Annotated in this window: 13 protein-coding genes; 2 read left to right on the top strand and 11 right to left on the bottom strand. The window is 43.9% G+C overall.

Annotated elements, in window-relative coordinates:
- Positions 1–409 precede the first annotated feature (409 nt).
- Together ACYQ2O_RS07385 and ACYQ2O_RS07380 are read left to right on the top strand one after the other, a co-directional pair.
- Positions 410–547, top strand: coding sequence for a ribbon-helix-helix domain-containing protein (locus ACYQ2O_RS07385; protein ID WP_170068874.1), 138 nt, complete (start codon positions 410–412; stop codon positions 545–547).
- 69 nt (positions 548–616) lie between these two features.
- Complete coding sequence (locus ACYQ2O_RS07380) at positions 617–1,015, top strand: DUF2188 domain-containing protein (protein WP_459796323.1); 399 nt, start codon at positions 617–619, stop codon at positions 1,013–1,015.
- Positions 1,016–1,112: 97 nt separating this feature from the next.
- On the opposite strand, the gene arcA is transcribed toward ACYQ2O_RS07380, so the two are convergent.
- The 11 genes from arcA to ACYQ2O_RS07325 form a co-directional block, all read right to left on the bottom strand.
- Positions 1,113–2,348 (bottom strand): arginine deiminase, encoded by a 1,236-nt coding sequence (arcA, locus tag ACYQ2O_RS07375; protein WP_459796321.1) that lies wholly within the window; start codon positions 2,346–2,348, stop codon positions 1,113–1,115.
- 103 nt (positions 2,349–2,451) lie between these two features.
- A complete protein-coding gene (locus ACYQ2O_RS07370; protein ID WP_459770283.1) occupies positions 2,452–2,757 on the bottom strand; it encodes a YtxH domain-containing protein in 306 nt (101 codons plus the stop codon).
- Between the two features lie 12 nt (positions 2,758–2,769).
- On the bottom strand, positions 2,770–4,026 hold the full coding sequence (locus tag ACYQ2O_RS07365; protein ID WP_346024778.1) for an aminotransferase class I/II-fold pyridoxal phosphate-dependent enzyme: 1,257 nt from the start codon (positions 4,024–4,026) through the stop codon (positions 2,770–2,772).
- A 121-nt stretch (positions 4,027–4,147) separates the two neighbouring features.
- Complete coding sequence (nth, locus tag ACYQ2O_RS07360; RefSeq protein WP_346024779.1) at positions 4,148–4,786, bottom strand: endonuclease III; 639 nt, start codon at positions 4,784–4,786, stop codon at positions 4,148–4,150.
- A 34-nt stretch (positions 4,787–4,820) separates the two neighbouring features.
- The gene (locus ACYQ2O_RS07355; RefSeq protein WP_459796320.1) at positions 4,821–5,534 is read right to left on the bottom strand and encodes a DnaD domain protein; all 714 of its coding nucleotides are present in this window, start codon (positions 5,532–5,534) and stop codon (positions 4,821–4,823) included.
- Between the two features lie 102 nt (positions 5,535–5,636).
- Complete coding sequence (gene asnS, locus ACYQ2O_RS07350) at positions 5,637–6,932, bottom strand: asparagine--tRNA ligase (RefSeq protein WP_346024781.1); 1,296 nt, start codon at positions 6,930–6,932, stop codon at positions 5,637–5,639.
- Between the two features lie 20 nt (positions 6,933–6,952).
- Positions 6,953–7,426, bottom strand: a complete 474-nt coding sequence (locus tag ACYQ2O_RS07345; RefSeq protein ID WP_346024782.1) for a cell wall elongation regulator TseB-like domain-containing protein — start codon at positions 7,424–7,426, stop codon at positions 6,953–6,955.
- 81 nt (positions 7,427–7,507) lie between these two features.
- A complete protein-coding gene (locus ACYQ2O_RS07340) occupies positions 7,508–10,312 on the bottom strand; it encodes a helicase C-terminal domain-containing protein (protein ID WP_346024783.1) in 2,805 nt (934 codons plus the stop codon).
- A 41-nt stretch (positions 10,313–10,353) separates the two neighbouring features.
- Positions 10,354–11,565, bottom strand: coding sequence for a CCA tRNA nucleotidyltransferase (locus tag ACYQ2O_RS07335; protein WP_346024784.1), 1,212 nt, complete (start codon positions 11,563–11,565; stop codon positions 10,354–10,356).
- Between the two features lie 52 nt (positions 11,566–11,617).
- Positions 11,618–11,959 carry a nucleotide pyrophosphohydrolase gene (locus ACYQ2O_RS07330; RefSeq protein ID WP_170230997.1) on the bottom strand — a complete coding sequence of 114 codons (342 nt, stop codon included), beginning with the start codon at positions 11,957–11,959 and terminating at the stop codon, positions 11,618–11,620.
- 24 nt (positions 11,960–11,983) lie between these two features.
- A complete protein-coding gene (locus ACYQ2O_RS07325) occupies positions 11,984–12,553 on the bottom strand; it encodes a ReoY family proteolytic degradation factor (RefSeq protein WP_459770292.1) in 570 nt (189 codons plus the stop codon).
- Between the last annotated feature and the right edge of the window lie 155 nt (positions 12,554–12,708).

Raw genomic sequence — 12,708 nt, 5'->3', positions numbered from 1 at the left:
AAAAACAAGCTCACATGCCCGCCAAATGGTTAACACTCATTGAGTTAGCACAAGATTACGTGGAAAGTGTAGCCTGATTTGGCATCAGAGCCCAGAATCGCTTTAAAAGAGCTCAAATGACCGTAGAGTATTCGGCGGAGCGACCCCTTGACAAGCCGAACGTATGAATGGTTTAAACTGGTTAAAACAAGGGTGTCTTAGTCATGCCTTCATTTGTCTATCGTCGCCCTTGTATTTTTCAAATAAACCATTCATGTGTTTGTCAAGGGCGAATACTCCCACTAATGATAGTGAGAAATCATTTCTCTCTTATTTTTCTTTTGTTTTTCATAAAACTTTTTACACTACCTACGCTTTGTTACTTGATTATACTGTAAAAATACCGTACAATCAAGTCGGAGGTGAGTATATGTCTGACAAAGAACGCGTAGAAATACGTATGCCAAAAGTTATTCTAGAAAAAGTAGACGCATACCAAAAAGAAAATGGACTGCCTACAAGAACGGCAGCTATCCTTGAACTAATAAGAAAAGGTCTTGAGAAATAACTTCAAGCTATCGCTTGACCGACATTCATCTCCCACTTTCACTGGTGCTTCGTACCCATACGTTTAGAAGTGGGAGACTTCTTTCGGAATTACGTTAAAAAGAAAGCCATTGATATTGCCAATGCCCTGCTGGATAACGGGTACGAAGAAGGTCGGGCGATACCTATCGCAACAGGCCAGGCGAAAGAATGGGCCGATAACGCCTCAGAAGATGAGATCCGTTCATTCAAATACAGTGATAATCCAGACAAGCAGGATCAGCATGACGACACAACAAATGAAAAGCTGCTGGACAATGATGTTCTGGTTTACTTTGAAGAAGAGGAATGGAAGGTACGGACGAAAGACGCCAAACGTTCTGACTCGACTTTTGACAGTAAAGATGAAGCAGTCAAGCGGGCCAAAGAAATAGCAGATAATAAAGAATCGAACGTCATTACATTTACGAAAGACGGGAAACGGCAGTAAACGTTTTAACTCATATTAAAAAGCGCCTGAACCACGCAGGATTTGATCTGCTGTGGTCAGGTGCTTTTTATCAACTCATTACTGTTACCGACTTAACTTATTCTGATTCACGAAGAAGCGGCATACTCATGCATCGTGGGCCCCCGCGTCCGCAGGACAGCTCACTTGAAGGAATTTCGACGACTTTTATTCCATTTTTACGCAGCAGTTCGTTGGAAACGTAGTTACGGTTATACGTGATAACCAATCCTGGTTTGATAGCTAACGTATTTGAGCCATCGTTCCACTGTTCTCTCGGCGCAGCGATCGGATCCCCTCCCCCACATGGGATGAGGTTGATTTCAGGCATGTTCAGCACATCTTTCAGGAGATCAGTCAAGTCTGTATGATGTGAGACCTTGATCTGCCCTTCCACTTTAGAAGGTTCCAGCATATAGATCGACATTTTTTCGTCCAGATCCTGTATACCGGGATGAATCGTAAATGCATCTTTATCCACCATTGTAAATACTGTGTCCAGGTGCATCATTGCTCTGACATGTGGAATTTCGATTGCGAGGATCTTTCTGAACTTACTCTGCTTGTCAAATAGTGAATGAGCCAGTTCTTCGATGGCCCGTCCAGATGTGCGCTGGGAGACACCTATGGCAAGGACATCCTCACTTAAAACAAGGATATCTCCACCTTCGATCGTCGTATCCGAATTGCGGTCACGCCAAAGCGGCAGCTGATCCCCTTTAAAATCTGGATGATATCTGGCGATCGTTTCCATAAACAGTGACTCTCTTTTTCGGGCTTCGTAGGTCATTTTATTGATGGACATGCCTTTACCTAATGTGGAGGCAATGTCTCTCGTATAATAAAGATTAGGCATGGGCTGCATCAGAAACAGATCCTGATCCTGCCGATCGGTCAACCATCCAAGCGAACGAGACTGAATGTCAAGCTTATCCGTTCTTACTCCTGCCATCATCGTATCGACCATATCTTTCGTATTCATTGACAGCAAGTAGTCTGATAAGGTGTCTTTAACATCTTTGATGTATATACCTGACTCTTTGATTATCTGATCAACTAAAGTCTGATGCCCCTGTTGCGCATCAAGGGCTTCCGCCACCAGTTCTTCCAGGTAAACAACTTCAGATCCGTTGTCCTTCAAGGCTTCTGCAAATGCATCATGTTCCTGCTGTATGATCGGCAGATAAGGGATGTCATCAAAGAGCAAGTCTTCCATAGTTGAAGGAATAAGGTTTTCCACTTCCCGTCCTGGACGTTTTAATAGAACGGATTTCAGCGGATCGATTTCTGAATTGATATTGAATAGTCTTGGCATAGTGTCCTCCTGATAAGCTTTAGTATAGATATTTAAAATATAGTATAAATATTCATTCAAGTACAAATGGAAAGAGAAAAGATTGCTCTTCTCCCTTTCCTTCTTATTCTTCTACAAATACATCTGGTGATTCTGTATAGTCTGGTGCAAGAGCTACGTTTTCAGGTTTGTGTTCGTAGCGGATCGGTTCATTGTAACCATCATCTTCAGCCATTTTCTGTTCCAGCCACATTTCTGTCTCCATCAATGCCTCATCAAGATGATCGACTGCTTTGCTCTTAGTTTCCTGAGCCTTCGTTTTCAGTTGTCTCTGAAAGTCTTCTCCTGACTGTGGTGCAAAAAGATAAGCTGCTGCTGCTCCAGCTAAGGCACCCAATGCCATTCCTATTCCGAAACTACCTTTTGACATGCTGTTTTCCTCCTAGTTAGTAAGTGATTTTTCCAGTGACACAAGTTCTATGCAGGTACACAATGCTTCCATTGCAATTTCCAGATCATCTAGTTTGGCAAAACTTGGAGCCAGTCTGATGCTGTTATCCTTAGGATTGATGCCATAAGGGTATGCGGCATTTGCAGGAGTCAATTCGATCCCGATCGCTTTCATTTTTTCAACGGTATCTGTTGCACAACCGTCCTGAGTAGTCAGATGAATGAAATAGCCGCCTTCAGGTTTGGTCCACTGAACAAACGTGGATCGGTCTCCGGAAAAGTACGCAGAAAGAATCGTATCGACCCAGTCAAATTTAGGTGAAAGAATTTCAGCGTGCTTTTCCATGTGCTCCTCGATCGTTTCTCGGTCTTTCAGAAACAGGACATGGCGCATCTGATTGATTTTATCAAAACTGATGATCTGCTTACTGAACTCAAGAGCCAGTTCGTTGATGCGTGCTTCTGATGCACCCATAGCCGCTACGCCAGACCCGGGAAGTGTCATTTTAGAAGTAGACACATACTGTATCACCCGGTTCTCATTTCCAGCTTCTTTACACGCTTTCAGGAGATCTGCAGCTTCTTTCTTATGATCAGTCAAGTGGTGAACGACATACGCGTTGTCCCATAGGATAATGAAATCCTCGTAAGCCGTGAACATATTCGCCAGACGGGCGACTGACTTATCGGAAATCGTTTCTCCAGTCGGGTTATTGTATGTAGGCACTACAAACATCCCTTTTATCGCCGGATCCTGTGCAACCAGTTTTTCAACTGTTTCCATATCAGGACCCTGACCGGTCAGCTCGACCGGAATCATTTCTATACCTAGATGATCCAGCATGAACCAGTGCCTGTCGTATCCTGGACTCGGACAGATAAATTTGACCTTTTCTTCTTTTGACCACGAGTCTTTAGCTGTGTACATGAAGTGCACAAGTGTTGCATACATCAGCTGAAGACTGGAATTGCCTCCGACAAAGGTTTCCTCCACTTGTGTATTCAACAGGGTACCGAAAAGTTCCCGAGCTTCTTTTAGACCAAAGAGCCCTCCATAGTTTCTTATGTCAAGTTCATCTTCACTATACCAGTTTTCGATGCGTGTTTCAATTAATAAAGCTTCAGAAAGCTTCAACTGATCTGTTGAAGGGATCCCTCTGGCGATAGTGATGTCAAAGGGTCGATTTTTATACAGAGCATACTGAGATCTCAACTGCTCCAGACGTTCACTTATTTCTTCAATAGACATGACATTTCTCCTCTCGTTGCCCTGCACTTAGCAGAAAGCAGACTAGCTAGTCATCATTATACCTTATCTTAGAAGATTTTAAAAACGACGCATCAGTGCTGATAGTTGACTGACCCGCTCTCTACAAAACTTCCTGGATTTTGCGCACGCATTCATCATGATCATGCGCCCTTGCCGGACACTGATAGCGACCGAAAAAGATCATCCGGTGATGCGCAATACTCCATAGTTCTCGCGGCAGTTTTTCCATCAGGATCTCTTCGACTTGTTTGACTGTCGCTTTTTGAGAACAGATATTGAATCGTTTACTGATACGTTCCACATGGGTATCGACGGCAATAGCCGGTTCGTCAAAGGCCACACTCATGACGACATTGGCTGTTTTTCTGCCGACGCCAGCCAGACTTTCAAGTTCTTTGTGTGTTCTCGGCACTTCGCCGTTAAAGCGGACGACCAGGTCTTCTGAACATTTCTTTAAAAACTTAGCTTTATTGCGGTATAGTCCGATCGTCTTGATTTTGTCCATGATTTCTTCCACTTCAGCTTCCATCATCGCCTCAGGATTCGGATAAGCTTCAAATAGCTGGGGCGTCACTTTGTTTACTCCTACATCAGTAGTCTGTGCACTCAGTATGACAGCTATCAGCAGTTCGAAAGTATTTTTATGTGTCAGTTCAGCTTTCGCATCAGGGTACAAAACACCCATTGCCTCGATCAGTTTGGTGGTTTCGGTCGCATTCAGTAATTCTGGTTCTTTCATCCCAGCATTCTCTCCTTATTCTGTCGTCATGTTCTCAAGTATTGTCATTATTCTTCAGCCAGTTATACATCGGCACGGGTTTTTCTTCGTCATCATTTTCACTATCTGACGAATTGGTAGACTGATTCTGTCTGTGCCGTCTGGACTCTTTCTCGACCTGCTCTTTTGTGCGAATGTTTTTCTTTTCCCATGTCAGCAGGATCCTGTCGATGTATTTCAGGCTGTATACCTGGCTCAATACAGCTTCACGCAAAGCTGCTTCAATCAGGTCGATCGGGTAGTCATCTTCATTCAGCCACATATCAAGCGTCTGTATTTCTATTGCGGACAATCCTCTTCCGAATTCTTCTTCGAACAAACGGTAAAGATCTTTTGAAGACAGCTCTTCCTTTTCTTTCTTCACCGTTTTCGACTGTTCTTCCTGCAGGTAGACTAGTTTTTCGTATAACAGATCAAAAGAGAATTCATCCTGAGTCTTCCCCTCTTCATTTGTGCTGGTCTCTATTGTAATAATTTTTTTTGTCATCAGCTGGTGAATCGCTTTGTATGCTTCTTCTCTTGATACATCCAGTCGCTCTGCAAGTAGTTGACTGTCAGGAAAGCGCTGGCCGTTTTCAACTAGAGAAAGAAGCTGAATGAGAACAACCAGATCAGTATTTGTCAGCCCCAGATCTTTATAATGCATCAGCAATGGATTAGGGATAAGTGTCTGACCGGCTTTTATCCACTTTATAAGGTCTTCAGCCATATTTCGGCTCCTTTCTAACTTTTCCTCACAATCAATGAGGTTCATTATTTAAAAAAAGGACTGGGTAAAATGCCCAATCCTTTTTATTGCGGTCACTGCTTCTTATGGATAAATACGGTTCAATAGACGTGGGAACGGTATGGCTTCACGGATATGTTCAGTTCCGCTGATCCAAGTCACCGTACGCTCTAGTCCCAGTCCGAAACCGGAATGAGGGACACTGCCGTATTTGCGCAGATCCAGATACCATTCATATTCACTGACGTCCAGGTCGAACGCTTCAAGCTGCTTACGCAGGGCATCATAGTCATCTTCACGCTGAGATCCCCCTATGATTTCGCCGTATCCTTCTGGAGCAATAAGGTCTGCACATAAGACGATATCTTCACGAGTCGGATGTGGCTTCATGTAAAATGGCTTGATTGCTTTCGGATAGTTCAGGATAAAGACAGGCTTATCGAACTGTTCAGCGATAAAAGTCTCTTCTGGTGATCCGAAGTCTTCTCCCCAGGTCACGTCAAAGTCATTTTTATTCAACAGCTCAACTGCTTCATCATAAGAGATTCTTGGATAAGGCAGAGACGTGTATTTTTTCAGTAGGTCTTTATCACGCTCAAGAACATCCAGAGCTTGATCACAGTTATCCAGGACACTCTGGACAAGATAAGCGACATATTGTTCCTGAATTTCCAGAGAATCGTCCTGATCCATAAAGGCCATTTCAGGTTCAATCATCCAGAATTCGATCAGGTGACGACGGGTCTTGGATTTTTCTGCCCGGAAAGTCGGACCGAATGAAAAGACTTTGCCAAGAGCCATAGCTCCTGCTTCCATATACAGCTGCCCACTTTGAGACAGGAAGGCATCTCTGTCAAAGTATTCTGTGTGGAAGAGTTCAGTCGTGTTTTCTGCCGCACTACCAGTCAGGATTGGCGGATCGATTTTAGTAAAGCCTTCTTTATTGTAGAACTCATACGTTGCACGGATGATTTCATTTCTGACCTGCATCACTGCATGCTGCTTTGAAGATCGCAGCCATAAATGACGGTTATCCATAAGAAACTCGGTACCATGTTCTTTCGGCGTTATCGGATAATCAACTGACTCGCCGATCAATTCCAAGCTGTCGACATGTATTTCATAGCCGAATTTAGAACGTGTGTCTTCCTGAATTGTTCCTTCGACCCAGACGGAGCTTTCCTGCGTAATGTTTTTAGCTGTCTGAAACACTTCCTCAGAAACTTCACTCTTAACAACAACCCCCTGGAAAAAGGCTGATCCGTCCCGTAGATTCAGAAAGGCAATTTTCCCGCTTGAACGCTTATTGGCAATCCATGCCCCAATTCTTACTTTCTCTCCGACATGCTTACGCGCTTCTATTATCTGTACTTTCTTCACGTTAATAATTCCCTTCCGATTTAAATATTATCAATGGTACGCAGCCATTCACCTGTCTGCAGATTGACGATATAATAGCCTAACCTGTCATTCTCGTTGCGGTAGCTGATTTCCCAGACCGGTGTATCGTCGATCATGCCGATCCGTGCATTTAAAATCTTGACTGGATCTCTGGCTTCCCGAGTCATTCTAACTGCTTCCTGTTCAGAAATAGTATTTTCTGCAGAGAAAGAAGTGATCTGACCCCCATCTTGTTGAACGATATAAATACGTTCTTGTCCTTCTTCATTCGTTCCAGTCACCGTCAGGTAGGTTTCCGTTCCGTTAAACCAGTGAAAGTCCGATACCTGGTCTAGGTTCGTCCGTTCCCTGACAAATGCGACCGTATCTGCTTGTGCACGAGTATACGTTATGGTCGATCGCTGATATAAAACAATCGTTCCGATAATTATCAGACTCAATGTAATGGCGAGACCAATTATAATTTTTTTCACTTGTCTCTCCTCAATCTGTTTCCATTTATTTCAACTTCTCTAGTATAGCAAATGACACTGGAGAAATAAATATCTGGGTCATTAATCTTTGCCTTCAGTTTGTCCGAAAAATGTCCGAGTTTCGTCTATGATCTTGTCAAGCGGATATTCTTCCAGCACCAGTCCTTCAGGCAGCGAGTCGGTAAATGCAGAGCCGTAACTCGAATCAATAATCCGTCTATCCAGAACGATCCAGATGCCTTTATCATGAACTGATCGGATCAGTCTGCCGATTCCCTGCTTGAACTTCATTACAGCTCTAGGTAGAAGGTCATGTACAAAGGGGTTCTGTCCCTGATCGCTCAATAGCTGGTGCCTGTGCTTGACCAACGGCATATCTGGAGAATCGAACGGCAGTCGAGTCAAAATGACCAGTTTCAGTTCATCTTCTGGAAAATCTACCCCTTCCCAAAAACTGTCGGCCCCAAGCACGACTACTTCTCGTGCCTTTTTCACCTGCTTGGCTATTTTTAAAGGGGTGCCTGAAATGTTCTGTGCAAGGATAGTCTTTCGGTTCAATGTCGGACGATTTTTCAGAAGCTGATAGACGGCCTGAATCGTTTCCTGGGACCGGAAAAGGATCAGCGTGTTCTCATTGGTCTGTTTAAGTATGTCTTCAAGTTGTCCAGCCAGATTGGAAGCATACGCACCTCGTTTTAAATGGCCGACTGCTGTCTGCTGATCTGGAACAAATAGTCTCCCTTGCTTCTGATAATCAAACACAGAATCAAAGCTGCTGAATTCAGCCTGCTCAAGACCGAGTGCCAGCTGAATATAGCTTGTCGATCCTTTAACAGACAGGGTGCTGCTCGTTAACACAAGATGATCGACTGCATGCAGCCTGTTCTGGAGCAGTTCTCTGCTTCCATGATTATACTTGTAGAATGTCAATGTACTCCACGGTGAGCGGGAATAAAACCTCATACCTGTCAGGCTGCCTTTTTCCTGCTTGAAAAAAAGTTCGGTAAATGTCTCAGATAAATGCTGAATACGGTCTATGACGAGCTGAAGACGAGACGCCAGTCGTCTGATTTCTTTAGGCATCGATTCTATTTCTGCTTCAAGCAGTTCAAGAATCTGATTGCCCATATAAATCGTTTCATCGATCGTAGCTTTTAACCGTTTATTATCTTTTTTCAATCCGACTGAAAGAGCATTTAATTCGATCTTATGATCTTTCCATTCGACAACTGTGTCGGAGTAGTCATCTGACTGACGAATGCGGGCGATCCATGAGTCGGACCATTCCTGCCATTCTTCATTTAGGATATGAGCCGCTGACTCCAGAAATCTGATCTGATAATCTTTAACAGGACTATCCGCTGCCGCATCCAGCTGATTAAGAATGGAATCTTCTTTGTCGAGTGATCCAATCTGCTTGAGATCCTTGACGAGTGAACTGACTCTTAATGAAAGTGTAGCACTCTGATCAATGACATCCGGTAAATGATGGGCTTCGTCAATAATGACAGTCCCACCTTGAATAATAGGCTGAGCCTTTTTCCAGTCAGCCAGCAGATAGGCATGATTGGCTATGATGATCGCTGATTCTTCGAGACGTCTGTTTCTACGGTGTAAGAACTCATACGATTCAAAAACAGGAAGAGGAGTCAGGCGTTCTGAGGGTCGAATATCCTTCCAGAATGCATGAGCCATATGTGCTCCGGACCCGATTTCTTCAAGGTCACCCTCGGTTGTTTCAGTCAGCCAAACTAGTATTTTCATGCAGAAAATGGCTTCTGTATGAGTAGCTGCTGTGTTTCTCCATTTTCTGTAAAAAGCTGAAAGTGAAAGATAATGAAACTCACTCTTGGCTACAGCTACTGCTTTGGAGAACGGCATCTTCTGATTGAGCACAGGAACGATATCGGCTGAAAGCTGCTTTTGAAGAATTTTAGTATAAGTAGAAATGATTATTTTATTCTCTTTTGAAGCTAAGTAGTAAGATGGAAAAAGGTAACCATACGTTTTTCCGGAACCCGGAGCAGCCTCAATGAGCTGTGTATAGTTTGGAGTATCTTTTTTCAAGTAATTGAATAAGGTATTCATCATCTCAGACTGGCCGCTTCGCCAGTCAAGACCGATCTGAGATAAAACAGACCTTTTCTCCTCTTCCTTATAGGGATAGACAGGCTGTTTTCTGTACTGTTCCTGAACAGTCGGACTGATGGGCTTCTTGATAGCCATATCCCCCACAATCATAAGAGAGTCACTTAAGTCACAGGGATTCTTCATCATATCATCAAGAGCATCTCTGAAAAACAAAGCCGTTTCAGCTGTAGTACTGGGTGAAAGGTCTGCGAGAGACTCAATAGTAATCAGAGGAAGGCTTCTGACTTTGTCATCCAGTTTATTCAAAAGAAATACCGTTGCTTCTGCATCAGATAACGCGTTATGGGCGTGCTCAAGTGTATAGCCAAGGGATGCAGTCAACTCCTTGAGCTGGTAACTGTCCTCAGAAGGATAAAGGATCTGAGCCAGCTCTACTGTATCAACAGCCGGTATACTGAGCGGTTTTAAACCGGCTCTTTCAAGACATTCATTTAGAAACTGAAAATCAAACCCTACATTATGTGCAACGAAAATCGTGTCTTCCAGCAGGTGTCGGATCACATGAGCGATGTCTTCGAAATATGGTGCAGTCGCCAGATCCTGAGTGGTAATTCCTGTCAGGTCTCTGATGGTTCTGCTGACCTTGCGTGAAGGGTTGACGAATGTATCGAAAGACTGAATGATGTCACCGTTTCTGACCAGAACACAGGCGAACTGGATCATTCTTTCATCTCGACCGATACTGGCACCCGTCGCTTCGATATCGACGACAGCGTATAACTGATCTTTTTTCATAAGCCCCCTCTTTTCTATCTCTTCATACTGGCGTAAAATCGTCAAATGTATTTATTTTCTTTGAGCCAGTTTAGAATAGGCCCGGTTTTATTTTCAACAGCACCCAAAACCACAGCTTTTTCAGCAACTTGAATCGCTTCTCCGAGCCATGGCCCACCTCTACTGTCCGTTTCTTCCATGATAATCCGTCCGTTTACGGCCAGTTCTTCACGTGACTGGATAGGCAGTGTAAGAATAAGGCGTGCAGCAGTACGCTTATCGAATGGAAGATTCAGCATCTGTAAAAGATCTTCCGCCTCCCAGATTAATGGTGGAGTATAAGTGTAGACAATATAATGATTCAACGGGTAGTGATGGCGGTATAATATCAGTTCCAGCAATTTGACGCTGTCAGTAATCAACTGGTTGGAGAGACGCCAATATTTAAGGAAGGCCGTTGCTTCTTTGGAATCATTTATTCCCATGAAATAAAGCAGCAATGCCCAGACATGCCGCTCTTTCTTAAGTGGTTTGGAAATAAGTGAGAAGCGTCTCAGCGCTACTTTTCCGTACTTCATACCAGGGCAATGGGCATAAAGACTTGTTGCAAAAAAGGCTTCCATCCCCTGGAGGACATACTCTCCCATAGCCATTTTTACAAATTCCACCTGAATACGCTCGACGGCAATGTTTTCAAGCAGGTGCGCATTAACCACAATCGCATAAAACGTATCAGCCTCAAGCTGAAAGCCGAGCTGAGAGGCAAATCGAACCGCCCGCATCATCCGCAGGGCATCTTCGTGGAACCGTTCTTCGGGCTTGCCTACTGCACGGATGATCTGTTCCTTCAGATCACGCTCCCCGTCAAAGAAATCCTGGATGTTTCCTTTGTTATCCATTGCGAAAGCATTGATTGTCAGGTCACGTCGCTTCAAGTCTTCTTCTAAAGAGCGCACAAAAGTGACCGAATCAGGACGTCTGTAATCTTGATACGTCGATTCGGTCCGAAATGTAGTAACTTCATAACTTTCATCGTCCAGCAGCACCATGACTGTTCCATGCTCGATTCCTACATCAACAGTCCGTTTGAACAGCCGTTTAATTTCTTCAGGAAAGGCACTCGTTGCAATATCAACGTCATTGACTGTTTTTCCAAGGAGGGCATCTCTGACACTGCCTCCGACGAAGTATGCTTCAAAACCCGCAGCCTGAAGTGTCTCCAGAACGGGCAGAGCTTTCTCGAATTCTCCTTTTACTGGTACTTTCAAGGTCATATATACGGGGTACAAATCAGTGACGCATTCTACCCCTTCTCTCCTTTATCACTTAACTGTCTGCTTCGTTCCTGCCATCATGACGTTCGAAACGGTACGCATCTCTACTTTGAAACTTGTCCATGATGGCGTCGAACGAATCAGATAGGTCGATATCTAAAGAGTTGGCAAGACTGATCAGAACGAACAGGACATCGCCAAGCTCTTCTTCGACCCTTTTTTCCTCTTCGGACTCTTTTTTCTGTTTTTCACCATACCGATGATTAACTTCTCTTGCCAGTTCGCCCACTTCTTCAGTCAAACGAGCTAGCTGCCCTAATGGTGTAAAGTATCCAGTCTTGAACTGACTGATATAGTCATCAACCTGTTTCTGCATGTCTGTCATGTCAGTCATCTGTTTACTCCTTAGCTGATGGTTTCAGGAGGACGAGACACCGTTCTCCATTTTTTCTTCGATATGTTTTAGTTCTTCTGCCAGGGAGTAAAAATCGTCCCGGTTATCTGTTTCAAGTGCACGATCGATATCTTCCAGCACCTGCTCACGCTGTTTCTGAAGATAAAAGGTGTCGACCGCTTCGTCGACCTGTTCATCGATCTCGGAAGTCATGCGATCGTTCCATTTTGCATAAGGGTTGTCTTCGAGAATTGCTGCATATTCAGGTGACAGCAGCGAATCCTGGAAAAGCAGTTCGATATACAAGTCTGTATGCCAGTTCAGCCTGACTTCGTGGAAAGCTTGCTCAGGGTGGTCATATTCCTGACCATCCTTATAGAACCGGAACGCTTCATCTTCTGTACCAACAGTCGCCATTCTTATTCCACGAGGAGTTTTGTTCGCTTCTTCTACAAACTTGGTCTTGTTGAGTACAATGTCATGATTGAGTAAATAGTTTAAAATCCACATCGATTCTCTGCGTTTCATCTGATAGCGCTGCAAAAACCACTTGAGAAATTTCTTCTTGTCTTTTAACTGTACGCGACTATACATGTAAACTCCCCTCCTTTTCTATGCTCACTTACTCAAGTTTCGCACCCTAATAAATGCTTCACAATCCTATCGGATTAACCCTCACCAAAGAAATTACGCAGCAATTTGTTCTTGGTTTGACTGATTTCCAATCAAAATTTCTTTGAATGCCGCCG

It is taken from the genome of Alkalibacterium sp. m-11 (genome assembly GCF_054658155.1).
Note: the sequence above shows the minus strand (reverse complement) of the source record. Positions and strands in the feature narration are given on the sequence as shown.

What these genes read in the sequence shown, in the direction of transcription:
- ACYQ2O_RS07385 (WP_170068874.1), top strand. Translation starts at nt 410, where the DNA reads ATGTCTGACAAAGAACGCGTAGAAATACGTATGCCAAAAGTTATTCTA.
- arcA (WP_459796321.1), bottom strand. Translation starts at nt 2,348, where the DNA reads ATGCCAAGACTATTCAATATCAATTCAGAAATCGATCCGCTGAAATCC.
- ACYQ2O_RS07370 (WP_459770283.1), bottom strand. Translation starts at nt 2,757, where the DNA reads ATGTCAAAAGGTAGTTTCGGAATAGGAATGGCATTGGGTGCCTTAGCT.
- ACYQ2O_RS07365 (WP_346024778.1), bottom strand. Translation starts at nt 4,026, where the DNA reads ATGTCTATTGAAGAAATAAGTGAACGTCTGGAGCAGTTGAGATCTCAG.
- nth (WP_346024779.1), bottom strand. Translation starts at nt 4,786, where the DNA reads ATGAAAGAACCAGAATTACTGAATGCGACCGAAACCACCAAACTGATC.
- ACYQ2O_RS07355 (WP_459796320.1), bottom strand. Translation starts at nt 5,534, where the DNA reads ATGGCTGAAGACCTTATAAAGTGGATAAAAGCCGGTCAGACACTTATC.
- ACYQ2O_RS07340 (WP_346024783.1), bottom strand. Translation starts at nt 10,312, where the DNA reads ATGAAAAAAGATCAGTTATACGCTGTCGTCGATATCGAAGCGACGGGT.
- ACYQ2O_RS07335 (WP_346024784.1), bottom strand. Translation starts at nt 11,565, where the DNA reads ATGACCTTGAAAGTACCAGTAAAAGGAGAATTCGAGAAAGCTCTGCCC.
- ACYQ2O_RS07330 (WP_170230997.1), bottom strand. Translation starts at nt 11,959, where the DNA reads ATGACTGACATGACAGACATGCAGAAACAGGTTGATGACTATATCAGT.
- ACYQ2O_RS07325 (WP_459770292.1), bottom strand. Translation starts at nt 12,553, where the DNA reads ATGTATAGTCGCGTACAGTTAAAAGACAAGAAGAAATTTCTCAAGTGG.